Origin of the sequence: Pseudoclavibacter helvolus, assembly GCF_049707175.1 — a bacterium.
Classification (GTDB): domain Bacteria; phylum Actinomycetota; class Actinomycetes; order Actinomycetales; family Microbacteriaceae; genus Pseudoclavibacter; species Pseudoclavibacter helvolus_A.
Map to the genome: position 1 here is coordinate 25,447 of NZ_JBNAFM010000004.1, position 26,280 is coordinate 51,726.

At 70.2% G+C, this 26,280-nt stretch carries 26 protein-coding genes and 1 pseudogene; 17 read left to right on the forward strand and 10 right to left on the reverse strand.

Annotated features, from left to right (window positions below; all coding sequences use genetic code 11):
- Positions 1 to 82 precede the first annotated feature (82 nt).
- From ACPYN9_RS04160 to ACPYN9_RS04180, 5 genes are all read right to left on the reverse strand, one after another.
- The gene (locus ACPYN9_RS04160; protein WP_424464167.1) at positions 83 to 403 is read right to left on the reverse strand and encodes an L-rhamnose mutarotase; all 321 of its coding nucleotides are present in this window, start codon (positions 401 to 403) and stop codon (positions 83 to 85) included.
- Positions 404 to 411: 8 nt separating this feature from the next.
- Complete coding sequence (locus ACPYN9_RS04165) at positions 412 to 1,083, reverse strand: FadR/GntR family transcriptional regulator (RefSeq protein WP_424464168.1); 672 nt, start codon at positions 1,081 to 1,083, stop codon at positions 412 to 414.
- 165 nt (positions 1,084 to 1,248) lie between these two features.
- Positions 1,249 to 2,049, reverse strand: a complete 801-nt coding sequence (locus ACPYN9_RS04170) for a TspO/MBR family protein (protein ID WP_424464169.1) — start codon at positions 2,047 to 2,049, stop codon at positions 1,249 to 1,251.
- An 88-nt stretch (positions 2,050 to 2,137) separates the two neighbouring features.
- Positions 2,138 to 2,662 carry a pyridoxamine 5'-phosphate oxidase family protein gene (locus ACPYN9_RS04175; protein ID WP_424464171.1) on the reverse strand — a complete coding sequence of 175 codons (525 nt, stop codon included), beginning with the start codon at positions 2,660 to 2,662 and terminating at the stop codon, positions 2,138 to 2,140.
- A gap of 165 nt (positions 2,663 to 2,827) precedes the next feature.
- Positions 2,828 to 3,757: an NUDIX domain-containing protein gene (locus ACPYN9_RS04180; RefSeq protein ID WP_424464173.1), complete on the reverse strand. Its 930-nt coding sequence runs from the start codon at positions 3,755 to 3,757 to the stop codon at positions 2,828 to 2,830.
- A 185-nt stretch (positions 3,758 to 3,942) separates the two neighbouring features.
- On the opposite strand from ACPYN9_RS04180, the gene ACPYN9_RS04185 reads away from it, so the two are divergent.
- Positions 3,943 to 4,368: a hypothetical protein gene (locus ACPYN9_RS04185; RefSeq protein WP_424464175.1), complete on the forward strand. Its 426-nt coding sequence runs from the start codon at positions 3,943 to 3,945 to the stop codon at positions 4,366 to 4,368.
- Positions 4,369 to 4,401: 33 nt separating this feature from the next.
- On the opposite strand, the gene helR is transcribed toward ACPYN9_RS04185, so the two are convergent.
- Together helR and ACPYN9_RS04195 are read right to left on the reverse strand one after the other, a co-directional pair.
- On the reverse strand, positions 4,402 to 6,570 hold the full coding sequence (gene helR / locus ACPYN9_RS04190) for an RNA polymerase recycling motor ATPase HelR (protein WP_424464530.1): 2,169 nt from the start codon (positions 6,568 to 6,570) through the stop codon (positions 4,402 to 4,404).
- Between the two features lie 86 nt (positions 6,571 to 6,656).
- On the reverse strand, positions 6,657 to 7,787 hold the full coding sequence (locus ACPYN9_RS04195) for an FUSC family protein (protein WP_424464177.1): 1,131 nt from the start codon (positions 7,785 to 7,787) through the stop codon (positions 6,657 to 6,659).
- A 236-nt stretch (positions 7,788 to 8,023) separates the two neighbouring features.
- Between ACPYN9_RS04195 and ACPYN9_RS04200 the strand changes: the two genes are divergently transcribed.
- The 9 genes and pseudogenes from ACPYN9_RS04200 to ACPYN9_RS04240 all read left to right on the forward strand — a co-directional run bounded on the left by ACPYN9_RS04200 (position 8,024) and on the right by ACPYN9_RS04240 (position 16,080).
- Positions 8,024 to 9,040, forward strand: coding sequence for a siderophore ABC transporter substrate-binding protein (locus ACPYN9_RS04200; protein WP_424464179.1), 1,017 nt, complete (start codon positions 8,024 to 8,026; stop codon positions 9,038 to 9,040).
- Between the two features lie 164 nt (positions 9,041 to 9,204).
- Entirely contained in the window at positions 9,205 to 10,218 is a 1,014-nt protein-coding gene (locus ACPYN9_RS04205; protein WP_424464180.1) for an ABC transporter permease, read from the forward strand.
- Positions 10,211 to 11,278 (forward strand): iron chelate uptake ABC transporter family permease subunit, encoded by a 1,068-nt coding sequence (locus ACPYN9_RS04210; protein WP_424464182.1) that lies wholly within the window; start codon positions 10,211 to 10,213, stop codon positions 11,276 to 11,278. The genes ACPYN9_RS04205 and ACPYN9_RS04210 overlap by 8 nt, the downstream gene beginning before the upstream one ends.
- The gene (locus tag ACPYN9_RS04215; protein ID WP_424464183.1) at positions 11,275 to 12,033 is read left to right on the forward strand and encodes an ABC transporter ATP-binding protein; all 759 of its coding nucleotides are present in this window, start codon (positions 11,275 to 11,277) and stop codon (positions 12,031 to 12,033) included. The genes ACPYN9_RS04210 and ACPYN9_RS04215 overlap by 4 nt, the downstream gene beginning before the upstream one ends.
- A 59-nt stretch (positions 12,034 to 12,092) precedes the next feature.
- Positions 12,093 to 13,040, forward strand: coding sequence for an ABC transporter substrate-binding protein (locus ACPYN9_RS04220; RefSeq protein WP_424464184.1), 948 nt, complete (start codon positions 12,093 to 12,095; stop codon positions 13,038 to 13,040).
- Positions 13,041 to 13,056: 16 nt separating this feature from the next.
- Positions 13,057 to 14,121 (forward strand): FecCD family ABC transporter permease, encoded by a 1,065-nt coding sequence (locus tag ACPYN9_RS04225; protein ID WP_424464186.1) that lies wholly within the window; start codon positions 13,057 to 13,059, stop codon positions 14,119 to 14,121.
- A complete protein-coding gene (locus ACPYN9_RS04230) occupies positions 14,118 to 14,363 on the forward strand; it encodes a hypothetical protein (protein WP_424464188.1) in 246 nt (81 codons plus the stop codon). The genes ACPYN9_RS04225 and ACPYN9_RS04230 overlap by 4 nt, the downstream gene beginning before the upstream one ends.
- A gap of 24 nt (positions 14,364 to 14,387) precedes the next feature.
- Positions 14,388 to 15,182 (forward strand): annotated as a pseudogene (locus tag ACPYN9_RS04235) (FecCD family ABC transporter permease).
- Complete coding sequence (locus ACPYN9_RS04240; protein ID WP_424464190.1) at positions 15,175 to 16,080, forward strand: ABC transporter ATP-binding protein; 906 nt, start codon at positions 15,175 to 15,177, stop codon at positions 16,078 to 16,080. Before ACPYN9_RS04235 ends, ACPYN9_RS04240 begins: the two are co-directional and overlap by 8 nt.
- A 55-nt stretch (positions 16,081 to 16,135) precedes the next feature.
- Here ACPYN9_RS04240 and ACPYN9_RS04245 read toward each other — a convergent pair whose 3' ends face one another.
- Positions 16,136 to 16,852 carry a glutamine amidotransferase gene (locus ACPYN9_RS04245; RefSeq protein ID WP_424464192.1) on the reverse strand — a complete coding sequence of 239 codons (717 nt, stop codon included), beginning with the start codon at positions 16,850 to 16,852 and terminating at the stop codon, positions 16,136 to 16,138.
- Between the two features lie 123 nt (positions 16,853 to 16,975).
- Positions 16,976 to 17,644, reverse strand: coding sequence for a GntR family transcriptional regulator (locus ACPYN9_RS04250; protein ID WP_424464194.1), 669 nt, complete (start codon positions 17,642 to 17,644; stop codon positions 16,976 to 16,978).
- Between the two features lie 180 nt (positions 17,645 to 17,824).
- Between ACPYN9_RS04250 and ACPYN9_RS04255 the strand changes: the two genes are divergently transcribed.
- The 5 genes from ACPYN9_RS04255 to ACPYN9_RS04275 are packed head-to-tail and all read left to right on the forward strand — an operon-like array spanning position 17,825 to position 23,822.
- Positions 17,825 to 19,117 carry an NRAMP family divalent metal transporter gene (locus ACPYN9_RS04255; RefSeq protein WP_424464196.1) on the forward strand — a complete coding sequence of 431 codons (1,293 nt, stop codon included), beginning with the start codon at positions 17,825 to 17,827 and terminating at the stop codon, positions 19,115 to 19,117.
- A 28-nt stretch (positions 19,118 to 19,145) separates the two neighbouring features.
- Entirely contained in the window at positions 19,146 to 19,934 is a 789-nt protein-coding gene (locus ACPYN9_RS04260; protein ID WP_424464197.1) for a LamB/YcsF family protein, read from the forward strand.
- Positions 19,935 to 19,942: 8 nt separating this feature from the next.
- Complete coding sequence (locus ACPYN9_RS04265; protein WP_424464199.1) at positions 19,943 to 21,619, forward strand: 5-oxoprolinase/urea amidolyase family protein; 1,677 nt, start codon at positions 19,943 to 19,945, stop codon at positions 21,617 to 21,619.
- Positions 21,616 to 23,388: an acetyl/propionyl/methylcrotonyl-CoA carboxylase subunit alpha gene (locus tag ACPYN9_RS04270; RefSeq protein ID WP_424464201.1), complete on the forward strand. Its 1,773-nt coding sequence runs from the start codon at positions 21,616 to 21,618 to the stop codon at positions 23,386 to 23,388. The genes ACPYN9_RS04265 and ACPYN9_RS04270 overlap by 4 nt, the downstream gene beginning before the upstream one ends.
- Before the next feature lie 56 nt (positions 23,389 to 23,444).
- Positions 23,445 to 23,822 carry a VOC family protein gene (locus ACPYN9_RS04275; RefSeq protein ID WP_424464203.1) on the forward strand — a complete coding sequence of 126 codons (378 nt, stop codon included), beginning with the start codon at positions 23,445 to 23,447 and terminating at the stop codon, positions 23,820 to 23,822.
- Between the two features lie 65 nt (positions 23,823 to 23,887).
- Here the strand turns inward: ACPYN9_RS04275 and ACPYN9_RS04280 are convergent, their stop codons facing one another.
- Complete coding sequence (locus ACPYN9_RS04280; protein WP_424464205.1) at positions 23,888 to 24,883, reverse strand: Gfo/Idh/MocA family protein; 996 nt, start codon at positions 24,881 to 24,883, stop codon at positions 23,888 to 23,890.
- A gap of 140 nt (positions 24,884 to 25,023) precedes the next feature.
- Here ACPYN9_RS04280 and ACPYN9_RS04285 point away from each other — a divergent pair, with 140 nt between their 5' ends.
- Positions 25,024 to 25,605, forward strand: a complete 582-nt coding sequence (locus tag ACPYN9_RS04285) for a hypothetical protein (protein WP_424464207.1) — start codon at positions 25,024 to 25,026, stop codon at positions 25,603 to 25,605.
- A gap of 84 nt (positions 25,606 to 25,689) precedes the next feature.
- On the forward strand, positions 25,690 to 26,256 hold the full coding sequence (locus ACPYN9_RS04290; protein ID WP_424464209.1) for a dihydrofolate reductase family protein: 567 nt from the start codon (positions 25,690 to 25,692) through the stop codon (positions 26,254 to 26,256).
- The last annotated feature ends 24 nt before the right edge of the window (positions 26,257 to 26,280 follow it).

Here is a 26,280-nt window from a genome sequence, read left to right on the forward strand (position 1 = left end):
GCATCCCCCAAGGCTTCGAGTGTCGCACGGGCGCCGCGCCCAGGCAAGAGGTTTCGGCGCGACCCCATCCCACCGCTGCACGTCAGCTGCGCCGCTTCTGGGCCTCGAGGTCCCACATCACCTCGAGCGGCGCGTACCCGGCCTCGCCGTCGGCGTCACGGAAGAGCTCGACAAAGCGTCCGATGTCTGCCTGCCACCGTGCGTTCGCGGGGTCGGCGTCGAGGGCCGCATTCGCCGCGTCCCAGTCGTCGCAGATCACGTCGTGGAAGAGACGATGGCCCGAGCGGAAGATCGTCCAGCTCCGGATGCCGACGCGCTCGAATGTCTCGACCAGCTCGTCGGGGATCACGGCATGATGCCGCCGATAGTCATCGATAGCACCCGGCGCGATCTCGGAGTGCAACGCCACCCTCATCGTGCGTCCCGCAGCCAACGCTCGACCCCGGAGACATGCGCGAGCGTCAGGGCCGCGGTGAGCTCCGCATCCCCCGACCGCAGCGCGTCCAGGATCGCCCGATGCTCGTCGACGGTGCGCGACACCGCGCCGGCCTGCGTGATGCCCCGCCAAACTCGCGCCCGCACGGTGCGACTCGACAGCGAGTCGATGAGACTCGTCAGATACTTGTTGCCCGTGCTCTCGACGATGTGCCGGTGGAACTTCAGGTCGTGCTCGATGAGCCCCTCGACCTCGGTCGTGTCGTCGATCTCAGCCAGGATCTCCTCGAGCTGCGCCAGCTGCTCCGGCGACGCCTCACGGGCCGCGACCGCGGCCGCCTGCGGCTCGAGCATGCGGCGCACCGCGAGGATCTCGAGCACGCTGTCATCTTGATGCAGGTCGACGACGAAGTTCATCGCCTCAAGCAGCAGACGCGGCTCGAGGCTGGTTACGTACGTGCCGTCTCCCCGACGCACGTCGAGAACCCTGATCACTTCGAGCGCCTTCACTGCCTCGCGAAGCGAGCTCCGAGACAGGCCGAGCCGCTCGCTCAATTCCTTCTCGGGCGGGAGCTTCGACCCGGGCGAGAGATCGCCTGAGACGATCATCTCCTTGATACGCAGAATAGCTCCATCGGTCACTGCCATGCGGCCATGCTAGTGCAATCATCCGATGTCTTGTCCACGACAGGTGGCGAAACACGGAAGCGGCCCGCCACAAGGGCGAGCCGCTTGAACCGCTTCGACGTACAGGCCGCTGAGACTTCAGGCAGCGCGGCCCTCAGGCAGCGACGTCCTCAGGCAGCGCGGCACTCAGGCCGTCACGGGCGTCGCGGCTTTCGCACTGCGCCAGTCGATGGACCGTGCGAGCACTCCGGTCACGGCGATGAGGATCGCAACCGCGAGGGCAACGACGCCAACGAGCGTCGACTCGGGCGCGTCCGTGAGGCGACCGAAGCCGACCCAGGCGACGCCCCAGATGATCGCCGCCGACACCGCGAGGTTCTTCCAGCGCCACACGTAGAAGGTCGCGAGTCCGAGCACGGCCACCAGCGCCGCCGTCGTCGACACCTCACCGAGTGTGCTCTCCGCAGCAACTCCGGTCGAGACGATCGCGGCGCCGAGGTTGGCGAGCGTGGCGACCGAGACCCAGCCGAGGTACAGGCCGAACGTGGTGTCGACCGCGAGGCGCTCGCCCCAGTTGTCGGCGGGATGCGCGGCGATGCGGCTCACGAGCGCGATGCAGACGGCGAGCAGCGCGACGATGACGCCGACGCTCACCCAGATCAGGCCGAACTGGGTGACAAGAAGCCATCCCGCGTTGAGCAGCATGGACAGGGCGGCGAGCCAGCCCGTCGCGCGCGCCTTCGCGGACGTGGCCTGCTTGGGCAGCCACTGCCAGACGACGTAGGCGAAGAGGCCGACATAGATGACCGACCATATGGAGAAGGCGGTACCTGCGGGGGCGATGAGCGTGGCGTCGGCGGCGAGGTTGCCGCTCGACGACTGGTTGACCTCCGTGCCGCCGAAGAGGCCCACTCCGAAGAGGGTTCCGACGACACAGAGAATTCCGGAGACGGTCACGAAGAGACGACGAAGAAGATCGGAGGACATGGAAAAGAAGCTAAACGATCTAACTGAATGCGGCATGCGAGTGGCCCGGCCTCGCAGAGCGCGAGACCGGGCCACAGGGCACATCGTGTTACAGGTCGACCTGGCTGCTATCGCCATCCATCGGCTCGCCAGACACCTTCGACTTGAGGAAGCTGAAGGCGGTCGCGATGCGGCCGCCCGGGGTGTCCCAGTACTGGCCGCCAGTCGCCGTGAACTTCAGCACCCCAACGTTCGGGTCTTCCGGCCCATTCGGGAACCAGGCCTCGGCCGCCGGGTTCCACAGCTCGCGGAGCTTCTCCGGCGCATCCACGATTCCCGCCGTGCCCGACAGCGACACCCACGAGTCGTTGGAGCTCAGCGCGACCCCGGCGCGTGGGTCCCCCGTCAGGTTGCGGACCGTCGTCGAGTCGTTCTGGATGAGGAACCAGAGGTCGCCATCGAACTCGGCCTCCTGGATGGTCAGCGGGTGCGCGACCAGCGACCCGGAGGCCTCGATCGTGGTCAGCATGCCGAAGCGGAACTCCTTGACGAGCTTCGCGATCTTCGCCACTTCTTCTGCGTGCGAGTCGCTCGAGTGCGCGCCGTGGCCGTCATGCGTGGTGTGGTCAGTCATTGTGTGCTCCTGGGGTCGGATCCTGCACGCTGGCGCCCGAAACCGGGCGCTCCCGTTTCCGGGACCTGGCGAACGTACGCACGGGGCATCCGAAATCCCCTCGTGTCGCCCGGGCGGCTCCCGTGCACTCCCGGCGCGAAGCCTGGGAATGCTCGCCGGCCCGTGTCAGCTGCGAGCGCCGTAGCCGACCAGCTCGCGCAGCCAGCCAACGCCTCGCACGCTCGCGCCGACCGCAGAGACGCGCTCGCCCAGCTCACGATCGCTCGTCGCGACGGTGACGGACTCGCCCGAGACCACTCGGCGCCTGGCTTCGGCGACGATCGCATCGTCACCCGAGGCCTCGGCGCGCACCAGGCCGACGCGACCATCAACCTCCCTTTGTGTTCCCCGAACGTCGCGGGCCTTGCCCTCGACGACGACCGAGAACTCCGGGAACCACGACGTGCCGGTCAGCTCCAGGTCCTGCGCCGACACGGCAGCCCCGCTCACCCCCTCGATCCGAGCGACCAGCCGTTCCGCAGCCCCAGCGCGGTCGCGCCACCAGCCGTCCGGCACCGAGCCGACAACGTTCGCGGCGTCGACGATGATCACGGGCCGCACCGCGAGCGCCGCACGCAACCCGTGCCAGGCCGCGGCGAAACCGTGGTGCAGGGGCAGCGCATCCACGTCCTGTACGGGCACCCAACGCAGCTCGAGGCTCTCGGCGTCGGCGATCACGGGGTCGAACGCCTGCACGACGCGGGCGACCAGCGTGGTGTACCGCCAGAAGCCAAGGTCGAGCACGCTCGTGAACAGCGGTGCCACGGCGCCCGCAGGCACGCCCGCTTCTTCGGCCGCCTCGCGCAATGCTCCCTCTGCGGGCTGCTCACCCTCGTGGAGGGCGCCGCCGGGGATCCCCCACGTGCCACCGTGGTGACTCCACTCGGCCCGGTGCTGGAGCAGCACGCCGCGCTCGGGGTCGACGGCCACCAGCCCGGCGGCTCCGAACCGCCCCCAGTAGCGCTGGCCGGTCTCGGAGTAGACCCACGCGTCGCCAGGGTCGCGTGGTCCGTGCGCGCGCCGCGAGACCTGGTTGCCGGCGGGGGAAGTCGTCACCCCGCCAGCTTCACACGGCGAGGCCGCCCTGCCAAGGGCTCGCGCCGACGGGCGTAACAGATCTGGGCGCGCCGCTGTGGTGCGGGCCGGCCGACTTCGAATGCAGTCCGGCTGTGGATGCGCGTCGCTCCACAGGCGCGGACCCTCGGCCGTTCCCGTGCTCGCGCGACCCGCAGACTCCTCGCATGACCGCGATACCAGCCCCAATGACCCAACCCATCTGCACCGACGACGAAGTGCTGCAGCACGTGACCGGACTCATCGGCCCGGCCTACCGACGCCAGCTCTGGCTGATGTTCCTCGACGCCGACGATCGCGCCCTCCCGGTGCTGCTGCCGATCGAGGCCTACCCGCAGCGCCCGACCTACCCGCAACTCGAGAAGATCGCCTCGGCGATCGCAGGGCTGATGGACGACCTCGACGCCGCCAGTGTGCTCCTCGCCTGGGAGCGTCCCGGGTCCAGCGAGTCGACACCCGATGAGCGACTCTGGGCTGCAGCCCTCGGCATAGCCTGCGAGGTCAGGGAGCGCTCCGTGCGGGCGCAGCTGCTCGCCTCGCGCGACGGCGTGCGCCTCTTCGAGAAGGCCGAGTACTTCGCCGTGGCGGCATGAGTACTCATGCCTCGCTCGAGCACCCTGCCGCGCTCATTCCGAGCGCAGCACCACCAGCTGCTGGGTCGCCCTCGTCATCGCGACGTAGCGATCGACGGCGCCCTCGATCCCGGTGCCGAACCGCTGGGGGTCGATGAGCACAACGAGATCGAACTCCAGCCCCTTGGCCGTTTCGGGCGTCAGCGATCGCACGCGCCCCCGGTTGTCGAACACCCGCGCACCGTCGCGGCCCGCGGCTGCGATCACGCAGGCCGTGCCATCCAGGTGGTCCGCGAGCCACGCATCCACCCGCTCCTGGAGCTCGGCGACGAAGCCGTGGACAACGGGCAGGCCGCTGCTGCGCACCGAGACGGGCACGTTCGCGTCGGGGAGCGCCTCGAGGATCACCGGGGCCGCCTCGGCCATGACCTCCTCGGGCGTGCGGTAGTTGATCGTGAGCTGCGCCAGCTCCACCTTCGGCAACCCCACGCGCCGCAACCGCTCCTCCCACGACTCCCGGAACCCGTGCCGCGCTTGCGCCCGGTCGCCGACCACGGTGAAGCTGCGCGACGGGCACCGCGCGAGCAGCATCGCCCACTCGGCGTCGGTGAGCTCCTGCGCCTCGTCGATGACGACGTGCGCGAACGGGCCCGCGAGCTCGTCGAAGTCCACCTGCGGCAGCGCGTCCTCGTCGATAAGCGAACGCTGCGCGTCCTCGACCCGCAGCATCGTCACCAGCCCCTCGCCGTCGTCGTCGCCCTCGATGAGGTTGTCGACGACGTGCGCCATGTTCTCCTGCTGCGACGCCAGGGCCTCGGCGCGGCGCGCCCGCTGCCGGAACTCGCTCGGGTCGCCCGTGAGGCGCCGGGCTGCGTCGATGAGGGGAAGATCGGCGGTCGTCCAGGCGCGCGCATCCGGTCGCTGCAGCTGCCGGACCTCGTCGGCGCTCAGCTCCGGGGCGCACCACTGCAGGTAGGCGGGCACCGACCACAGGTCGGCGATCACCGCCGCCGGATCCAGCAGCGGCCACGCCTTCGCGAACGCCACCCGCAGCCGCTCGTCGCGCACCAACGACGCCCGCACCGAATACTCGGAGGCACCCGCGGAGCGCTTCTCCACCAGCAGCCGCAGCACCTCCTCCCACACCTGCTCGCGCGCCTCGTTGTGCGTCAGTCCTGGCTCGTAGGCGACGAACGCCTCGGCCCAATCGGCGGCGTCGAGCGTCAGCTCCTGCGAGTCGCTGGTGGTCACCGTGAACGGCGCGCGCGGCGGACGCTGGTGGTAGCGCACCGCCTTCCCGACGGCACGGACCAGGTCGAGCGACGACTTCAGGCGGGCGACGGATGCGTCACGCTCGTCCCGCGCGTCGGCCCCCTCCGGCAGCAGGTCGCGGAGCGTGCACAATTGCACGCTCTCCTCGCCGAGACTCGGCAGCACGTTCGCGACGTAGTTCAGGTACGGGCGGCTCGGCCCCACGAACAGCACGCCGCCCCGCCCCTGCTTGAACCGAGGGTCGGCGTACAGGAGGAACGCCGTGCGGTGCAGGGCAACCACGGTCTTCCCGGTGCCCGGCCCGCCGTCGACGACGAGCGTGCCACGAGAGCCGGCCCGGATGATCGCGTCCTGATCGGCCTGGATCGTGCCAAGCACGTCACGCATCTGCCCCGACCGTGCCGCCCCGAGGCTCGCGATGAACGACGACTGGTCGTCCAGCGCCACGCGGCCCTGCAGCTCCCCCGGCACGAACACCTCGTCCCAGTAGTCGACGACCCGCTCAACATTCCAGCGGTAGCGGCGACGGCTCGCGAGGCCAAGCGGATGCGCGTGCGTCGCCGCGAAGAACGGCTCCGCCGCGGGCACACGCCAGTCGATGAGCAAACGGCGACCGTCCTCGTCGGCGAGACCGAACCTGCCAACGTAGACGTCGGGCGACCCGTCCGCCGGGGTCATCCGGCCGAGGCAGGCGTCGACCCCGAAGCGCTCCAGCCCGCGCAGCTGACGAGTCAGGCGGTGGATCTCGGTGTCACGGTCGAGCGCCTGCTGCCCAGAACCGCCTTCAGCTCGGCGCAGTTCGGCGAGCCTCGCGGCGAGCTCGCCCTTCTGGTGGGACAGGGCGGCCGCGATCGCGGCGAACTGGTCGGCGTCAGCCCCCACGAGTTCGGGATCGGATTTGAACGAGAGGTGCGGCGGCAGGGCGAAGACTTCGGAAGCAGGTGTCACGATCGCTCATTCTGGTCCCTCGACCGGGTCTTGCGGCAATCCCCCTGGTTGTCTCTACCATGGAAGGGGCGGGATAGCGGCCGACGACGTCACCTCCGAACCGGCCACGCCCACGGCCAGCGCTCGAGCGTGACCGCGATGACGATCGCGACGACCACGCCGATGGCGGTCTCGACGCCCCGCTCCAACAGAAGCTGGCCCGCCGACACGTCGCCGCCCAACCGCCCCATGATCAGCACGAGCGGCGTGAGCAGCAGCAGCCCCAGCGTGTAGTTCCTCACGATGAACAGCTCGACCCCGCCCTGCAGCACGATCACCATCAGCACCACGAGCAGCCCGCTCGGCTCGAACGCCAGCAGCACTGCCGCGACGCCGAGCCCAAGCACCGTGCCCACCAGCCGATGCGTGGCGCGCAGCACCCGATGGAACCCCGTCGCCGCAGACAGCCCGGCGATCGCCGACACCATCGCCCAGTACGGGTGACCAATGCCGATCAGCAGCGGCACCAGGCCCGCGACCAAGGTGCCGACCGCGAACACCGCGGCGCGACCCGCCGCCGACGACCGCTGCGGGCGCACCGAGCGGATCGACCCCGTCGACGGCCCAGATGCCTCCGGCACCGCATCGCCGGCAACGCCTTCGAGGCCCGGACCCACAGCACTCCGGCGCTCAGCGCGCGCTCGTGCCCGGTCCGCGAAGCTGCCGACTGCGCCGAAGACGACCCCAAGCAGCAGCGACCATACGGCCGTCACGACCGCGACGCCGATCCCCACGAGCAGCACCGCACCGTCGACCGCGAGCGCGGCAATCGCCGCGAGTGCGAAGATCTGGAACATCGGCCCGGGAGGCGCCCAGCCCACCCGGTCGCCGAGGAGCGACATGAGCCACGCCCAGAGCGTCGCGGCGGGGAGCACGAGCCACGCCCGATCCGGCGACAGGGCGATGAGCGACCCCAGGGCGACGGAGACGAGGAGCGACCCGGCGGCCATGGACTGGATGCGCAGGCGCCCCAGCACGTCGAGCCCCCGCCCGTAGACGCTCGTGAACGCGCCGAAGACCGCGAAGATCGCGAAGTCCATCGAGGCGCTCGCCCAGAGGAACAGCAGCGGTGCGCCGATGGCGAGTGCGACCCGCACCGCGACCCAGTGGTCGCGCCGGTAGGGCCCTAACGTCGTGAGGTCGCGCCAGCCGGGGATCAGTCTGGAACGGGAAGAAGCCATTGCTCCATTGTCCCGCCGCCGGGCAGTGCTCCCCGCCCCGGCCCCGACCATCGCCTCAAACTTAAGATAGGCTCGCCTTACTCGATGCCGAGTTGTGCTGGAAGATCAGCACGACATGCAGGCTTGGCCCGTCCGCCCACGAAGCGCCCGTGCGGCCCCTGCAACGGCTCTCTCCAGCGCGCCGGATGCAGCACCCGTGCGCGTACTCCCGCCCATCCCCGAACCGAGGATCCGCCATGCCCAGAACGCTCACCGCACCTGCCAGGCGCACCGCCGCCCGAATCCAGGGCGCCGGCCTGCTCGTCATCTCCGCGCTCCTGCTCGCCGGGTGCGCCCCGGCCGACTCCGCACCGGCCGCCGACGCGGACGCGACGGCAGCCGCATCCGGCACCGTCACGATCACCGACAACCACGGCGAGATCGAGGTGCCGGTGAACCCCCAGCGCGTCGTCGCCCTCGACAACACGACGTTCCAGACCCTCAGCGACTGGGGCGTCGAGCTCGTCGCGGCACCGAAGCCGCTCATGGAGAGCGTCTGGCCGGACCTCGCGGGCGGCGACGAGGTGCTCGACGTGGGGCTCCACCGCGAGCCGAACCTCGAGGCGGTCATCGAGGCCGAACCCGACCTCATCATCGGCGGCTACCGCTTCCGCGACTACTACGACGACCTCAAGGCCATCCAGCCGGCGACGATCGAGATCAGCGCCCGGGACGGCGAGGAGGCCACGAGCGAGCTGAAGCGCCAGATCGAGATCCTCGGCCAGATCTTCGACAAGGAAGCAGAGGCGGCCGAGACGATCGCCGCCTTCGACACCGCCGTCGCCGACGCGAAGAGCGCCTACAACGGCACCGACAGTGTCGTCGGCCTCATCACCTCCGGCGGCGAGATCGCCTACGCCGCCCCGGGTGAGGGCCGCGGCGTCGGCCAGCTCTTCCCCACCATCGGGCTCACCCCCGCCATCGAGCAGGCCGCTGAAGACGCCTCGCACGGCGACGACATCAGCGTCGAGGCCATCGCACAGGCCAACCCGGAGTGGATGATCGTGCTCGACCGCGACGCCGGAACCGGCGAAGAGGGCGCCACGGCGGCAGCCGACCTGATCGCAGGCGCCGAAGCACTGCAGAACGTGCCAGCGGTGCAGAAGAACCAGATCGTCTACCTCGACCCCTCGTTCTACCTCGACGAAGGCATCCAGGCCTACACGGGCCTCTACGCCGACGTCGCCGAGGCCTTCGCCGGAGCGAGCAACTAGGCGCCACAGCAGCATCGTGCCCCGCCGCTCGGAAGGCGCCCCGCGTCGTCCGGGCAGCGGGGCACGACCCACTGCCACCGGAGCCAGCCACATCAAGACAGCGCAGCGGCAGGCACCCCACCTGAACCGACCCCCAGAGCCCGCCGAGCAACGACAGCGAGCGAATGACAGCAACCGCCCCACCCCCCGCAACGCCGGCATCCCGCCCGACGGCGGCGCCGCGCGTGCCGCTCCTCAATCGCCGAGGAGCCCTGCCCATCGGCATTGCCGTGGTCGTCGGCCTCGCCGTGCTCTCGCTCTTCGTCGGCGCCTACGACATCGCGGGCAACGAGTTCGGCGGCGAGATGATCTGGATCTCGCGCGTCCCGCGCACCGTCTCGCTCGTGCTCGCTGGTTGTGCGATGAGCGTCTCCGGGCTCATCCTGCAGCTCCTCACTCAGAACCGCTTCGTCGAGCCCACCACGACCGGAACCACCGAGTGGTCCGCGCTCGGCCTGCTCGTGAGCTACCTCGTGGCCCCCGCCGCCGGCCTCACGACGCGCATGGTCATGGCCAGCATCTCCGCCTTCATCGGCACCATGGTCTTCCTCGCGATCCTGCGCCGCGTCGCCCTCCGCTCCGCACTCGTCGTGCCCCTCATCGGCATCATGCTCGGCGCCGTGGTCTCCGCCTTCACGACGTGGCTGGCGATCGAGACGAACTACCTCCAGCTGCTCGGCACCTGGTTCATGGGCAGCTTCACGAGCGTCGTGCGCGGCCGGTACGAGGTGCTGTGGGTCGTCGCCATCATCGTCGTCATCGCCTACTTCGTCGCCGACCGCTTCACCGTGGCTGGGCTCGGCAAGGACATCGCCACGAACTTCGGCGTCAACTACAACCTCGTCATGTTCGTCGGCACCGCCCTGGTCGCCATCGCGACCGGCGTCACCACCGTGGTCGTCGGCTTCCTGCCGTTCCTCGGCCTCATCGTGCCGAACCTCGTCTCCATGGCACGCGGCGACAACCTCCGCTCGAACCTGCCATGGGTGTGCGTGCTCGGCGTCGGCATCATCATCGTGTGTGACATCGTCGGCCGCGTCATCCGCATGCCGTTCGAGCTCCCCGTCTCGATGATCCTCGGCATGATCGGCGCCGCCGTCTTCATCACCCTCCTGCTCAGGATGCGGCGCGATGGCTGACACGATGCCCCGCTTCCCGAGGTCAACGCCCCGCCGCCTGGGCGACACCATCAGCGATGCGAGCAGAGCCCCGGGCTCCGCAGCGAACGGCCGAGCACCGCGCCTCTGGCTCCGCTTCAGCATCCTCGGCGCCCTCGTCGTACTCGCCGCCGTCGGCGTCCTCACCTACGACATCGCCATGGAGCCCGGGAGCCGCGGCTTCTGGCTCGCCGTGAACCTGCGCGTCGTGACCGTCGCGACCGTGATCGTCGTCGCAGCCTGCCAGGCCGTCGCCACCGTGCTCTTCCACACGGCCACCGGCAACCGCATCCTCACCCCCTCCATCATGGGGTTCGACGCGATCTACGTCGTCTTCCAAACGGCGCTCGTGTTCTTCCTCGGCGGCGCCGCCCTCACCGCCACCGACGGCCTCCCCAAGGTGTTCCTGCAGAGCTTCCTCATGGTGGGCTTCGCCACGGTCCTCTACACCTGGCTCTTCTCCGGCAAACGCGGCAACCTGCACATCATGCTGCTCATCGGCGTCGTCTTCGGCGTCGGGTTCGGTTCGCTCTCCACCTTTATGCAGCGCCTCCTCACACCGAGCGAGTTCGATGTGCTCTCCGCCAAGCTGTTCGGCAACCTCAGCAACTCGAACCCCGACTATCTGCCCTGGGCGGCGCTCATCATCGCCATCGTGCTCGCCTTCATCTGGCGTGCCCGCAACACCCTCGACGTGCTCGCGCTGGGACGCGACACCGCCATCGGCCTCGGCGTCGCCTACAAGCGGCAGGTGACGGTGCTGCTCATCCTCACCGCCGTGCTCATCTCGATCTCCACAACCCTCGTCGGCCCCATGACCTTCTTCGGCTTCATCGTCGCGACGCTCGCCTACCAGCTGACCGGGTCGTCCCAGCACAAGCACGTGATCCCCTTCGCGATGCTGCTCGGCATGCTCACCCTGCTCGGCGGCTACTTCGTGCTGCGCCACGTGTTCTACGCGGCCGGAACCCTTTCGATCATCATCGAGTTCGTCGGCGGCCTGTTCTTCATCGTCTACCTCCTGCGGAAGGGCGCCCTGTGATCTCGCTCTCGAACGTCACCAAGACCTACGGCACGTCGACCGTGCTCGGTCCCATCACCCTCGACATCCCGGCAGGCGGCATCACCGCGCTCGTCGGCCCCAACGGGGCCGGCAAGTCGACGCTCCTCACGATCGTCGGCAGGCTCACGGATGCGAGCAGCGGCACGGTCACCGTCGGCGGCCACGACGTGCGAACGGCGAAGAGCCGCGAGCTCGCGAAGGTCGTCTCCATCCTCCGCCAGGAGAACCACTTCGTCGCCCGCCTCACGGTGCGGGAGCTCGTCGCCTTCGGCCGCTTCCCGCACTCGCAGGGGCGGCTCACGCCGGACGACAAGCTCCACATCGACCGCGCCATAGAGTTCCTCGACCTGACGGCGCTCGAGCATCGCTTCCTCGACCAGCTCTCCGGCGGTCAGCGCCAGCGCGCCTACGTCGCGATGGTGCTGGCCCAGGACACCGACTACATCCTGCTCGACGAGCCCCTCAACAACCTCGACATGAAGCACGCCGTCGCCATGATGGGCCAACTGCGACGCGCGGCCGACGAGCTCGGCAAGACGTTCGTCATCGTGATCCACGACATCAACTTCGCCGCCGCCTACGCCGACACCATCGTTGCCCTCACCGACGGGCAGCTCGCGCACTCCGGTAGCCCGAAGGACCTCATGACCACCGAGACCCTTGAGCGGGTCTTCGGCACGCCCATCCGGGTCCACCACGACGGCGACTACCCGCTCGCCGTCTACTACCGGTAACGCCAGCGGGCTCGCACCGCGCTTCCCCCAACCATCACCACCACCGGAGGCTGAACCTCATGCACACACCGACCCCGCGACGGGCATCGACCCTCATCGCATCTGGCGCGCTGCTCGCCCTGCTGCTCACCGGGTGCTCGGCAGCGGCATCCGACACCCCCACCGCGACCGACGCGGCCGATGCGGGCTCCGCCGAGACCCGTTCCGTCGAGCACGCGCGCGGCACCGCCGAAGTGCCCGCAGACCCGCAACGCGTCGTCGTGCTCGAACCCGTCGAGCTCGACACCGCCGTCGCCCTCGGCGTGACCCCGGTCGGCGCCGCCGTCGCCAGCAACGTCGCGGGCATCCCCTCCTACCTCGGCGTCGACGGCGTCGAACCCGTCGGCACGGTGCCTGAACCCGACCTGGAGGCGATCGCAGCCCTCAAGCCCGACCTCATCCTCGGCACGGAGTCACGTCACTCGAAGCTCTACGACCAGCTCGGCGCCATCGCCCCCACGGTCTTCATGGCGACCCAGGCCGACCCGTGGCAGGAGAACGTGCTGCTCATCGGCGAGGCCCTCGGCCAGCAGGCCGAAGCCCAGCAGCTCCTGGACGGATTCAACGAGCGCTGCGAAGAGATCGCCAGCGCCTCCGGTGCCGCCGGCAAGACCGCCAACCTCATCAGGCCCCGAGACGAGACCACGCTGAGCCTCTACGGGCCGACCTCGTTCGCCGGCGGCGCCCTCGAGTGCGCCGGGCTGACCATCCCCGAGCAGGAATGGGAGGACGGGCTCCAGGCCGACCTCTCCCCCGAGAACATCCTCGAGGCCCGAGCCGACTACGTCTTCGTGACGACCACCGACGTCGACGACGCGACCACCATTCCCGCCGCGATCACCCAGAACGAGGCCGAGTTCCCCTCGGTCACGCTCGTCGACACCAGCTACTGGGTCTCCGGCGTCGGCCCCAAGGGCGGAGAACTCGTGCTCGACGACATCGAGCGCTTCCTCGCAGCCCAGCAGTGACGCTCGCCGTCCAGCTGTGACCCTCACCACCACATCGCCCGCTCCGACCCGCACCCGGGTCGGAGCGGGATGGCGCGCCCGGCGCCGAGGCAGGACGCCCCTCGGGCTCGGCGTGCTCCTCGTTGCGCTGGCGGCCGCCGTCGGGCTCTCCCTGGCGGTCGGCTCCAATTCGCTGCCACCGGAGCAGGTGCTCGACGTGCTCCGCGGCGGCGGCTCGCCGGAGGCCCGCTACGTCGTCTCGGAGCTACGACTGCCTCGCACCATCACCGGCCTCGTCGTGGGCGTCGCGCTCGGCGTCGCCGGGGCCCTCATCCAGGCCTTCACTCGCAACCCGCTCGCCGACCCGGGAATCCTCGGCGTCAACGCGGGCGCCGCCTTCGCCATCGCCATCGGCGTGGCCTTCTTCGGCCTCCGCGACATCTCGTCCTTCGTGTGGCTCGGCTTCCTCGGCGCGCTGGCCGTGACGGTGGCCGTGTACCTGATCGGCTCCTCCGGGCGAGGCCCCGCCGACCCGATCCGGCTCACGCTCGCCGGCGTAGCCATCGGCGCAGTCTTCTCCGGCATGACGACAGGAATGACCCTGAGCAACCCGGACGCGTTCGACCGGATGCGCTCGTGGAACGCGGGCTCGCTGCTCGGCCGAGGCTTCGACGTGCTCCTACCCGTGCTCCCCTTCATCGTGCTCGCCGTGCTCGGCGCGCTCCTCCTCGCCCCGGGGCTCAACGCCCTCGCGCTCGGCGACGACGTGGCCCGCGCCCAGGGCGCGAACGTCGGCGCGATCCGCGTCGCCGTCGTCATCGCGGTCACGGTGCTCGCGGGCACCGCCACCGCACTGGCCGGGCCCATCTCCTTCGTCGGCCTCTTGGTGCCGCACGTGGCCAGGTGGCTGTTCGGCGTCGATCAACGTGTCATCCTCAGCGTCTCCGTCGTCCTCGCCCCGGTGATCGTGCTGCTGTCGGATGTGCTCGGCCGCATCCTCATCGCCCCCGCCGAGATTCCCGTCGGCATCGTGACCGCATTCGTCGGCGCGCCCGTGCTCATCGCCCTCGCCCGCCAGCGGAGAGCGAGCACCCTCTCGTGACCGACGCCCGCCTGCACGGCCCCATCGACCGCGGCTACCGCCAGCTGCGCCTCACCGCCGGCACGCTCTCGATCCCGCTCCGGGCGCGGAGCCTCGTCGTCGGAGCACTCACCGCGACGGCCATCCTGCTGCTCGGCGTCGTCGCGCTCGGGCTGGGCTCCTATCCGCTCAGCCCAGGCGAGGTCGTGCGCATCCTGCTCGGCGGGGGCGACGCCCTCGACCGCACCGTCGTCTTCGAGTAGCGCCTCGCTCGGGTCATCGCGGCCGTGGTCCTCGGCGGGTTCCTCGCCGTCGCCGGAGCCCTCATCCAGACCGTCACCCGCAACCCGCTCGCGAGCCCCGACATCCTGGGCCTCTCCAACGGCGCTTTCACCGGCATGCTGGTCACCGTCGTCCTGTTCTCGGCGTCGTGGCCGCTCATGACCGCGGGCGCCGTGCTCGGCGGCGTGGCGACCGCCGCCCTCATCTGGGGGCTCGCCCGCAGCGGCGGCACCCAGGGGTTCTGACTCATCGTGATCGGCATCGGCGTCTCCGCCATCCTGGCGTCCACGAACTCGTGGATGCTGCTCGAGGTCGAGCTCGAGACCGCGATGTTCGCCTCAGCGTGGGGTGCGGGCACCCTCAACGGCGTGACCGGGCCACCCCTCGCCGGGGCCATCGCCCTCGGCCTCCCGCTGCTGGCCATGCTCCTGCTCGCCGGCCCGCACCTGCGCCAGCTCGACCTCGGCGACGACGTCGCCTCCGCGACGGGCGCCAGACCCGAACGCGTCCGAGCCCTCGTCCTGCTCGCCGCCGTCGGCCTCGTCTCGATCTCGACCGCCGTCATCGGCCCCGTCGCCTTCATCGCCCTCGCCGCCCCGCAGGTCGCACGGCGCATCGCCAGGACCCCCTCCCTGTCGCTCCCGCTGTCGGCACTCGTCGGCCGCCTGCTGCTCCTCGGCTCCGACGTCATCGCCCAGCACGTCCTGCCGGTCACCCTGCCCGTCGGAGTCGTCACGGTCTCCGTCGGGGGCCTGTATCTCGTCCTCACCCTCATCCAGGAGATCCGCCGCCGTGCCTGACCACCAGACCGCCGCCGCAGGCCCGACCGCCACCGAGCCGTCGAGCCCCGGCGATGCCCGCCTCAGCGCCGAGCACGTCACGCTCGGCTACGACGCCAAGCCCATCATCGACGGGCTCACGACCGCGATCCCAGACGGCTCCTTCACGGTCATCATCGGGCCGAACGCCTGCGGCAAGTCGACGCTGCTCCGCGGCCTGTCGCGCCTCCTCGCGCCGGACGCGGGGCGGGTGGTGCTCGACGGCAAGGCCATCACGAGCCTGCGCGCCAAAGACGTCGCGAGGCGGCTGGGCCTTCTCCCGCAGTCGGCACTCGCCCCGGACGGCATCACCGTCGCCGACCTCGTCGGCCGCGGTCGCTTCGCGCACCAGCATCTGCTGCGCCAGTGGTCCGAGACCGACGAGCGCGCCGTGCGCGACGCCCTCGAGGCGACAGGCACCCTGCCCCTCGCCGCCCGCCGAGTGGATGAGCTCTCCGGCGGCCAGCGTCAGCGCGTGTGGGTCGCCATGGTGCTGGCGCAGGAGACCGAGCTCCTGCTGCTCGACGAGCCGACCACCTTCCTCGACATCGCCCACCAGGTGGAGCTCATGGAGCTCTTCGCGCACCTCAACCGGCAGGGCAGGACCATCGTTGCCGTCCTCCACGACCTCAATCACGCCGCGCGCTACGCGGACCACATCATCGCCATGCGCGAGGGCCGCATCCTCGCGGCCGGCACGCCCCGCGACGTGGTGACGAGCGCGCGGGTCGAGGAGATCTACGGCCTGCCGAACGTCGTGATCGACGACCCGGTCACCGGCGGCCCCCTCGTCGTGCCCAAAGGCATGCCGATCGGGACGGCTCCGGCCACAACGGCCGAGGCATCGGCCAGCCAGGTGCCAAGCCCCGGGCAGGCGTGACGCGGCCAGGCGAGGCGACCGGGCCGAACACGGTCGCGGCTCGGCAGGGTCGAGGCTAGGAACCCTCGAGGCCGTCGAGCCAGGCACCGACGACGCCACGCGCCGCGGCCGTGAGGCGCGGTGCGTGCTCGAGCGCATCCGCCCTGATGACTCGCGGGTCAAGATCGTGGGCCGCGAGCTCGTAGGCGTTCGCGATGAGCCAGGTCTCGACCATGAGCGGGTCGACTTCGAGGTGGAACTGCAGGCCGAGCAGGTTCGGGCCGGCCGAGAACGCCTGGTTCGGGAAGCCCGGGGTCTCGGCGAGACGCTGGGCGCCTGCCGGGATCTCGAACTGGTCGCCGTGCCAGTGCAGCACCGGCACGTCCCGCAGCCCCGCGAGCACGGAGGCCGCGCCGGTGTCGGTCAGCGTGAGCGGGGCGAAGCCGATCTCCACCCTGCCCGTCGGCGCCACTTGGGCTCCCATCGCGGCCGCCATGAGCTGGGCGCCGAGGCACACGCCGAGCGTTGGCCGCTCCGCCCGAAGCCGCGCACCGATCGCTGCGATCTCGGGCGTCAGGAACGGGTAGTGCTCCGCATCCCCGACCCCGATCGGGCCGCCGAGCACCACCACCAGATCGGCGTCTGCGATCTCCGCCGCCGCGTCGGTGCCCGCGAAGTCGTGCTGACCCGCCTCGAGGTAGCGGATGCCGTAGCCGCGCTCCGTGAGCACGTCTCGGAGCAGGCCGAGGTCTTCGAAGACGATGTGGCGCAGGACGAGGGCGGTAAGTGACACGGCTGCTCCTTCTTCTGCGGAGTGCGGCTTGTGCGGGGTGCGGCTTGGTGGGTGCTGCTTGGTGGGGAGTCGGCGGGTGGGAATCACGCTGACGGCGGCGCGGCGCGGCGCGGATGCTCGCGCTCAGACGGTTGGGGCCGGCGCGATCCGCGCATAGGCCGCGAGCACGGTGCGCTCCGACCTGACCAGGTACTCGTCGAGCGCCTGCGCCGCACCCTCAGCGTCGCCGTCCAGGTGGAGGGCGAGTACACGCTGGTTCAGCTCGATGTAGGGCGCGTGGAGGTATTCGAGGTCTTCGAGGAAGCCGAACGCGAGGCGCAGCTCCGCGGAGACGTTCGCGTACACGCGGTCGAGCCGCTCGCTGTCCGCGAGCGCCACGATCGCCGTGTGGAAGTCCATGTTCGCGGTGCCGACCGCCGCCCAGTCGTTGGCCTCACGGCCCGCGACGGCGCGCTCGACCGCGGCGCGCATCCGCGCCCCAGCCGGGTGTCGTCCGGGGGCGGCGCGGAGCGACTGGACCTCGATCATGCGGCGCACACGGTAGATGTCGAGGATGCTCGCGAGCGAGGGAATGGCGACGAAGACGCCGGCGTTGGGCCGCCGCGTCAGGAGCCGTTCGACGGTGAGCATGCGGAAGGCTTCGCGCAGGGTGTTGCGGGACACGTCGAGCCGCTCGGTCATGGCGCTCTCGGAGAGGCGTTGGCCCGGCACGATCTCGCCCGCCACGATCATTTGGCGCAAGCTCGAGGCGGCACGCTCGGCGCGGTCGAGGGTCTCGTCGGCTGCGGTCACGTCTCGAACTCTACCGGCGTGCGGCGTCTGCGCATCCGTCGCCCGGTCCCGGAAACATGGCCGATACATCTTGTAACAAGACATTTACCGGTCTATCGTTGAACAATCTGTTGCTCAGCGTTGAACAACCGTAGGGTTGCCGCAATCGCTCGCTGCTCCCCTACCGAACTGGAACGAGTCATGTCCCCCACACCTCCTCCCGCGTCCCCGGCGTCCTCCCCCGTCAGCCCCTCCGGCTCCGACGACGCCAGTACCCCCGAGAAGCTCAAGCACTACGCGAAAGCCCGACGCAACTCTCTGGTTGGTGCCCTCTTCCTGATGGCCACGTCGGCCATCGGCCCCGGCTTCATCACCCAAACCGCCACGTTCACCCAGCAGCTCGGCGCGGCTTTCGCGTTCGGCATCCTCATCTCGGTGCTCATCGATCTCGCCGTGCAGCTCAACATCTGGCGAATGATCACCCTGTCCGGCAAGCGGGCGAGCGACCTCGCCAATGATGCTCTCCCCGGTAGCGGCTATGTGCTCGCCGTGCTCATTGTCATCGGCGGGCTCGTCTTCAACATCGGCAACATCGGTGGTGCGGGCCTGGGCCTCAATGTGCTGCTGGGCCTTGACGTCAAGGTCGGCGCCGTCATCAGTGCCGCAATTGCGATCGCCATCTTCCTCATCAAGCGCGCCGGCATCGTCATGGACCGCGTCGTCATCGTCGCGGGCATCGCGATGATCCTGCTGACGATCGTCGTCGCGGTCGTCGCGCAGCCCCCGATCGGCGACGCCCTGCGCCAGACGGTCCTTCCAGACACCATCAACTTCGCGACCATCACGACCATCGTCGGCGGAACCGTCGGCGGCTACATCGTCTACTCGGGTGCGCACAAGCTGCTCGACTCCGGGACAGCTGGCCCGCAGCACATCAAGGAAGTCAACCGGGCCGCCATGACCGGCATCCTCATCACGGGCATCATGCGCTACGTGCTGTTCCTCGCCATCCTCGGCGTCGTCGCGAGCGGCGTCGTTCTGGACACGACGCTCAACCCCGCCGCCGACGCCTTCCAGGCTGCCGCGGGCGAGGCTGGCCTGCGCATCTTCGGGGCGATCTTCTGGCTCGCCGCCCTCACCAGCGTGATCGGCGCCGCCTACACGTCAGTGTCGTTCCTGCCCGTCTTCTCGAAGCGCATCACCGGGCGCACGGCCGACTTCTGGACCGTCGGCTTCATTCTCGTCTCCCTGGCCATCTACCTGTCGATCGGTACCCCGCCCGCGACGCTGCTCGTCTTCGTCGGCGGCTTCAACGGACTCATCCTGCCGATCGGCCTCACGCTCTTCATGTACATCGGCTGGTTCCGCCCGTCGAAGCTCGGCGGCGCCAAGTACCCGAAGTGGCTGCTCATCGTCGGCACGCTGGCAACGGGCATCACCTGGTACATGGCAGTGAACGCCGTCGGCCCCATCTTCGACCTCCTCAACACGTGATCGATACTCCGAGCGAAAGGCTGACCACATGAACGCACGTTCCATCGACCTCAACAGCGACCTCGGCGAGGGCTTCGGCCGCTGGACCCTCGGCGACGACCAGGAGATGCTCGGCATCGTCACGAGCGCCAACGTCGCCTGTGGCTTCCACGCCGGTGACCCGCGTGCCATCCGCTCCACCGTCCGTGGGGCCGCGGATGCGGGGGTCGAGATCGGCGCCCACGTCGGCTACCGCGACCTGGCCGGTTTCGGGCGTCGCAACATCGACGTGGCCTCCGACGACCTCGTCGCCGACGTCGTCTACCAGATCGGCGCGCTCCAAGCCCTCGCCGCCGCCGAGGGAACCCGGGTGACGTACGTCAAGCCGCACGGCGCCCTCTACAACACGATCGTGCACGACGAGCGGCAGGCTGCCGACGTCGTCGAGGCCGTGCGCCTCGTCGACCCGAGCCTCGTACTGCTCGGCATGCCCGGCTCGGCGGTGCTTCGGCTCGCGGGCGAGGCGGGCATCCCGACGGCCATCGAGGCGTTCGCCGACCGCGCATACACGCCGCAGGGCACGCTCGTCTCGCGCCGCGAGCCCGGCGCCGTGCTGCACGACGTCGACGAGGTCGCGCAGCGCATGGTGCGGCTCGCGACCGAGGGGCGCATCACCGCCATCGACGGCAGCACGCTCGAGCTGCGCGCCGACTCCATCTGCGTGCACGGCGACAGCCCGGGCGCGACCGACATGGCCAGGCAGGTGCGGCTCGCGCTGACCGCGGCCGGTGTCGAACTTCGGCCGTTCGCCGCAACGACCCCGCATCCGGCGAGTTGAGCGCGCCCGTGCGATTCCTCACCGCCCGCGACGACGCGGTGCTCATCGAGTGCGGCAGCCTCGACGAGACCATCGCGCTCTTCGACGCGCTGACCGCGCGCTCGCTCCCCGGCATCGGCGAGATGGTGCCAGGCGCGCGGACGCTCCTCGTGCCGTTCCGCCCCGCCAGGATCACCGCCGCAGAGATCGAGGCCGCCGCGCTCGGTGCCGACCTCAGCGGCGTGCGCGCTGGCACTCCCCGACACCTCGAGATCTCCACCCGCTACGACGGCGAGGACCTCGCTGAGGTCGCCGAGCTGCTCGGCATCTCCACCGACGAGGTCGTTCGACGCCACACGAGCTCGACCTTCACCGTCGGGTTCGTGGGTTTCGCGCCGGGCTTTGCGTACCTCACGGGCGACGACCCGGTGCTCGACGTGCCCAGGCGGTCGACGCCGCGCACGCGCATCCCGGCCGGCTCGGTCGCGCTCGCCGGCACGTACAGCGGCGTCTACCCGCGCGAGAGCCCGGGCGGGTGGCAGCTCATCGGCACGACTGACACGCCCATGTGGGACCTCGGCCGCGACCCGGCGGCGTTCATGGCGCCCGGCGACATCGTGACCTTCAGCGTCGACCCCGCAAGCGAGCGCGCGCGCGTCAGCGTGAGCGCCGCCAGCGAGACCAGCTCCCCGAGCACCGACGGCGCGACCAGCACGGATACGCCCCTGCGGTCCGAGAGGGCGCATCCGCAGGGCGAAGCCGACGGCACGGCGAGCGGGTCGGCGCTCGAGGTGCGCTCCCCCGGCCTCCAGACGCTCTTCCAGGATCTCGGGCGGACCGGCTACGCCAGCATGGGCGTCTCCGCGTCGGGTGCGCTGGACGCACCCGCCCACCGGCAGGCCAATCGCCTCGTCGGCAACGACCCTGCCGCGCCCACGCTCGAGGTCGCCTACGGCGGGCTCCGCCTCGTCGCGCGCGGCCCGCAGGTGCTTGCCGTCAGCGGCGCCGAGGTTGAGCTCAGCGTCACCGGTGAGCGGCCGCGGCGTGCCCCATTCGGCGCGGCGTTCGCGCTCGACGACGGCGACGAGGTGCAGCTCGGCGCGCCAGCGGCCGGAGTGCGCAGCTACGTCGCCGTGCGCGGCGGCTTCGACGCGGAACCCGTGCTCGAGAGCCTCGCGACCGACCTGCTCGCGGGACTCGGACCAGCGCCGATCGCGGCTGGCGACGTGCTCGGCGTGCGCCTGCCTGAGGCGCCGCTCGCCCCCGCAATCCCCGTCGCCGACGACGCACGCCCCTTGCCTGCGGCGGGTGGCGACGTCGTCGAGTTGCGCATCGTGCTCGGCCCGCGCGACGACTGGTTCTCCGCCGACGAGCTCGAGCGCTTCACCGAGCAAAAATGGCAGGTCACGCCCCAGTCGAACCGCGTCGGCGTGCGGCTCGAGGGCGAAGCGCTCACCCGCGCTAAGAGCGGGGAGCTTCCGAGCGAGGGATGCGTGAGCGGGGCCCTGCAGATGCCGCCGAGCGGCCAACCCGTGCTGTTCCTCGCCGACCATCCGCTCACCGGGGGCTACCCCGTCCTCGGCGCCGTTGTCGCCGCCGACCTGCCCCTCGCCGGCCAGCTGCCCGTCGGCGCTTCGGTGCGGTTCCGCATCGTCGACCCGAGCACCCACCACCCACGCACTGCAACTCCAGGAGATGTTCGATGACCCGCATCAGCAAGGTCCTCATCGCCAACCGCGGCGAGATCGCCGTGCGCGTCGCCCGCGCCTGCGCCGACTATGGCGTCGCCTCGGTCGCCGTCTACGCGGACAGCGACGCAGACGCCCTGCACGTTCGCCTCGCCGACGAGGCCGTGGCCCTCGACGGCGCCACGTCGAGCGAGACGTACCTCGACGCGGCCAAGCTGCTGGCCGCGGCCGCCGCCACCGGAGCCGACGCCGTGCATCCGGGCTACGGCTTCCTCTCCGAGAACGCCGACTTCGCCCGAGCCGTCGTCGCGGCGGGGCTCGTCTGGATCGGCCCGCCCGCCGAGGCCATCGAACTCCTCGGAGACAAGATCTCGGCGAGGCGACTTGCCGAACGCGTTGGCGCCCCCCTGGTGGCCGGCACCAGTGGCCCCGTCGACTCGCCGGCCGCGGCGAGCGCCTTCGCGGAAGAACACGGCCTCCCGATCGCCATCAAGGCTGCCTTCGGCGGCGGCGGCCGCGGGCTGCGCGTCGCCCGACGCCTCGACGAGGTCGAGGAGCTCTTCGCCGCCGCGGGACGGGAAGCGGTCGCCGCGTTCGGCCGCGGGGAGTGCTTCGTCGAGCAGTTCCTCGAATCGCCGCGCCACATCGAGGCGCAGGTGCTCGCCGACGAGCACGGCAACGTGGTCGTCGTCGGCACCCGCGACTGCTCGCTGCAGCGCCGCAACCAGAAGCTCGTCGAGGAGGCCCCAGCCCCGTTCCTGACCCCGGAGCAGCGCGAGCGCATCCACACCGCGGCCCGCGACATCTGCGCGGCCGCTGGCTACCGCAGCGCCGGTACCGTCGAGTTCCTCCTCGACGCGAACGGCGTCATCTCGTTCCTCGAGGTGAACACGCGCCTGCAGGTCGAGCACCCCGTCACCGAGGAGACCTCCGGCATCGACCTCGTGGTGGGTCAGTTCCGCGTCGCCGACGGCCTCGCGCTCGGCGCGGTCGACGTCGAGCCCCGAGGGCACTCCTTCGAGTTCCGGATCAACGCCGAAGACCCGGCCCGCGGGTTCCTGCCTGGCCCCGGCACGATCGCCGAGTTCCGGGCTCCCTCCGGTCCCGGAGTCCGCGTCGACTCGGGCGTCGAGCGCAACTCCGTCGTATCTGGCCAGTTCGACTCGATGCTCGCGAAGCTCATCGTCACCGGTGCGACGCGAGACGAAGCCCTGCGGCGCGCGCGCCGAGCCCTCGCCGAGTTCGAGGTCGAGGGGGTGCCGACCGTGCTGCCGTTCCACCGCGCCGTGGTCGACAACCCAGACTTCATCGGGGCGGAGAGCACCGCAGGCGAGCCGGGCTTCGGCGTGCACACGCAGTGGATCGAGACCACCTTCGCCGAGCGAGTGCCCGCACAGGCCCTCGCCATCGAACCCGCAGACCCGAGCGTGGTCTCCACCTGGATCGAGCTCGACGGGCGACGCGTCGCCATGCGACTGCCGGCCGCCCTGTTCGCGGCCAGCGGGCAGGCGACCGCAGGCGCCGGTGCGGGCGTCTCAGACGGGGCGACGGATGCTGGGGCCGGGTCGGCCTCGTCCGTCACCGCCCCGATGGCCGGCACCCTCCTGCGGTGGCTCGTCGACGACAGGACCGAGATCGACGCGGGCACCGCCGTGGCCGTCGTCGAGGCGATGAAGATGGAGACACCGGTGCTCGCCGACGCCACCGGAGTGCTGCGGCATCGCACGGAGGCCGGCAGCACCATCGCGTCCGGCGAGATCCTCGCCGAGATCGACCCGGCAAGCTGACGCGGAGCGGGAACGCCAAGCACGCGATGTCGGCGGTGGCGGGCAGACTGGAGCGCATGAGCGAACCAGCTGCCCGCCACCATTCCATCGACTACCTCGAGTTCGGGGTCACCGACCTCGCCGTCGCCAAACAGTTCTACGGCGACGCCTTCGGCTGGACCTTCAACGACTACGGGCCAGGCCCGACCTACGTCGGCATCCGCCGACCAAGAGGCGGCGAGACCGACGAGGTCGGAGGCTTCCGGCTCGACCCGCAGGTCACGCCAGGGGGCGCCCTCGTGCTGCTCTACTCCGACGACCTCGAGGCGAGCATCGCGCAGGTCCGCGCGGCCGGCGGCCAGATCGTGAGTGGGCCGTACGAGTTCCCAGGCGGACGCCGCTTCCACTTCACCGACCCTGCGGGCAACGAGCTCGGCGTCTGGTCGACCACGTAGCAGCCAGTCAGGTCAGTGACGAGCGAGGTCAGCGCTCGGCTCGGATCCGCTCCGCTCGGCTCGGCTCAGCCCCGCGTGCTGCCGGCCGTGACCTTGGCGCGCACCTCATCGAGCACGCGCATGATCTCGACCGACTCGTCGAGCGGCATGCGCGGGCTCTCGAGCTCGCCCGCGTGCAGGCACCGCTCCACCTCGAGCGCTTGGAACTGCATCCCACGTCCCACGTGCTGGGGCTTGTCGAAGCGAAGCAGCTCACGCTGCGGGTGCCCGCCGTCGAAGACCGTGAACGACGTCGAGGCGTAGAACACGGCGTCGATGTCGATCCAGCCGTCCGACCCGACGACCGTCGCGCGGTTCGAGCCAGGCGCATCCATGCGCGTGAGGGTCGCCGAGGTGCGTCCGTCGCCGTGGCCGAGAAAGACGGAGGCAGACAGGTCGACACCGAGCGCCGAGGCCTCCCCGTCCGCGAGCACCGACGTCGGAGTCCCGAGCAGCTGCGACGCGAACGAGACCCCGTAGACACCGAGGTCGGCCATGACGCCCCCGCCGAGCGCCGGGTCGCCGTGCCGACTCGTCGACGAGACATCGAGATTCTGGAAGTGGGAGTTCGTGACGCTGCGGAGCTCGCCGATCGAACCGCGCGCGAGGACGTCGCTGATGGCATCTGCCGTCGGCAGGAAACGCGTCCACATAGCCTCCATCGCGAAGACACCCTTGGCGCGTGCCGCCGCGACGACCCGCTCGGCCTCGTCGGCCGTGCTCGTGAACGACTTCTCGATGAGCACGGGCTTGCCGGCCTCGATCGCGAGGAGCGCCTGCTCGGCATGGAACGTCTGGGGCGTCGCGATGTAGACGACGTCCACGTCGGGATCCCCCACCAGCTCCTCGTAGCTGCCATAGGAGGTCGCGATCGAGAACTTGGCGCCGAAGGCCGCCGCGCGCGCCGCATCCCGGGCACCCACCGCTGCGACGTCGAGCCCCTGCGCCTGCAGGTCGCTGACGAACGTGCCGGCGATGTTGCCCGCACCGAGGATTCCCCATCGAACGCGTTGAGTAGTCACGCTCCGAGAGACTATCCCCGCACCCGACGACACGGCAATGCATGCCGCGCGGCGCCCTCGCCCGAGGCCAAGCAGACGATTCGCGCCAGATCGCGCATGGCCTTGGACTGCGAAGTGGCGACCTGCCTAGACTCCATGGCGTGTCGAAGACCCCCTCCACCACACGCCGCGCCGTGCTCGGCGCTGCCTGGGCGGTGCCGGTGCTCGCGGTCGCCACCGCCGCCCCGAACGCTACTGCCTCAGCGACCCTCACCGTGGCCATCGACGGCTCGTTCGGCGGGGGCGGGTACACCTTCAACCTGCGCGACGGGAAGTTCGGCAACGTCGCGCAGAACACCTCGCTCAGCAACACCAGCGCGATCACCGTGCCGTTCGTGGTGACGGACGGATCCGGAAACGCGCTCGAGGGCGCAACCGTCGAGATCGTCGGAGACAACTCGCAGGACGGCCAGGGCAACTACATGTTCGGCGCGTCCAACGCCAGCGCGACGGGCAACTTCACGCAGAGCCCCGTGAAGCGCACCTCCTCGCAGGTGACCGACGCGTCAGGGCGAGTCGTGGTCAAGATCAGCACCTCGACGTTCAGTCGCGACAGCTGCGCCGGCGGCATTCCGAGACCCGGAACCGTCACCGCCACCGTCAGCAAGCCGGGGTACACGACCATCACGGTGACCTACACCTACCTGATTTACGACGCGGGGCAGATCGTCGTCTGCCCGTAGCGAGTCCGCCGTCGCGCGCGCGAGCGGCGTGCCCTGATGTGAATTACCATTACGGCATTCGCATGCACGACGTCAGGAGAACCCATGCGCAAGCTCATCGTCACCGCCTTCGTCTCCGCCGACGGCGTCATGGAGGCCCCAGGCGGAGAAGAGCGCTACCGCAACTCGGGCTGGACCTGGCAGGACATCGAGTTTGACCCCGCGGCCTACGCCATCAAGGGCACCGAGCAGCTCGAGGCGGGTGCCCTGCTCCTTGGCCGAAAGAGCTACGAGGCGTTCGCCCCGGTCTGGCCCGGCATGACCGAGGAGTTCCCGCAGTACAACACCATGCCTCGCTACGTCGTGTCGACCACTCTTGCGGCAGACGACGAGCGCTGGCCTGCGACGATCCTGCGCTCGCTCGACGAGGTCGCTGCGCTCAAGGACGGCGAGGGCGACCCCATCATCGTGCACGGCAGCGCGGAGCTCGGGCAGGCCCTGGCCGACGCAGGCCTCGTCGACCGCTACCACCTGCTCGTCTTCCCCTTGCTCCTCGGCGCGGGCAAGCGCCTCTTCAGCAAGACAGATAAGTCCACCCAGCACCTCAGGCTCATCGAGCACGAGGTGTACTCGAACGGCATCCAGAAGCAGGTCTTCGACGTCGTCAAGTAGCCCGAGCGAGCGGATACGCGGGGC

What these genes read in the sequence shown, in the direction of transcription:
- ACPYN9_RS04195 (WP_424464177.1), bottom strand. Translation starts at nt 7,787, where the DNA reads ATGGCTTCTTCCCGTTCCAGACTGATCCCCGGCTGGCGCGACCTCACG.
- ACPYN9_RS04210 (WP_424464182.1), top strand. Translation starts at nt 10,211, where the DNA reads ATGGCTGACACGATGCCCCGCTTCCCGAGGTCAACGCCCCGCCGCCTG.
- ACPYN9_RS04270 (WP_424464201.1), top strand. Translation starts at nt 21,616, where the DNA reads ATGACCCGCATCAGCAAGGTCCTCATCGCCAACCGCGGCGAGATCGCC.
- ACPYN9_RS04205 (WP_424464180.1), top strand. Translation starts at nt 9,205, where the DNA reads ATGACAGCAACCGCCCCACCCCCCGCAACGCCGGCATCCCGCCCGACG.
- ACPYN9_RS04260 (WP_424464197.1), top strand. Translation starts at nt 19,146, where the DNA reads ATGAACGCACGTTCCATCGACCTCAACAGCGACCTCGGCGAGGGCTTC.
- ACPYN9_RS04165 (WP_424464168.1), bottom strand. Translation starts at nt 1,083, where the DNA reads ATGGCAGTGACCGATGGAGCTATTCTGCGTATCAAGGAGATGATCGTC.
- ACPYN9_RS04170 (WP_424464169.1), bottom strand. Translation starts at nt 2,049, where the DNA reads ATGTCCTCCGATCTTCTTCGTCGTCTCTTCGTGACCGTCTCCGGAATT.
- ACPYN9_RS04175 (WP_424464171.1), bottom strand. Translation starts at nt 2,662, where the DNA reads ATGACTGACCACACCACGCATGACGGCCACGGCGCGCACTCGAGCGAC.
- ACPYN9_RS04275 (WP_424464203.1), top strand. Translation starts at nt 23,445, where the DNA reads ATGAGCGAACCAGCTGCCCGCCACCATTCCATCGACTACCTCGAGTTC.
- ACPYN9_RS04220 (WP_424464184.1), top strand. Translation starts at nt 12,093, where the DNA reads ATGCACACACCGACCCCGCGACGGGCATCGACCCTCATCGCATCTGGC.
- ACPYN9_RS04290 (WP_424464209.1), top strand. Translation starts at nt 25,690, where the DNA reads ATGCGCAAGCTCATCGTCACCGCCTTCGTCTCCGCCGACGGCGTCATG.
- ACPYN9_RS04185 (WP_424464175.1), top strand. Translation starts at nt 3,943, where the DNA reads ATGACCGCGATACCAGCCCCAATGACCCAACCCATCTGCACCGACGAC.
- ACPYN9_RS04255 (WP_424464196.1), top strand. Translation starts at nt 17,825, where the DNA reads ATGTCCCCCACACCTCCTCCCGCGTCCCCGGCGTCCTCCCCCGTCAGC.
- ACPYN9_RS04200 (WP_424464179.1), top strand. Translation starts at nt 8,024, where the DNA reads ATGCCCAGAACGCTCACCGCACCTGCCAGGCGCACCGCCGCCCGAATC.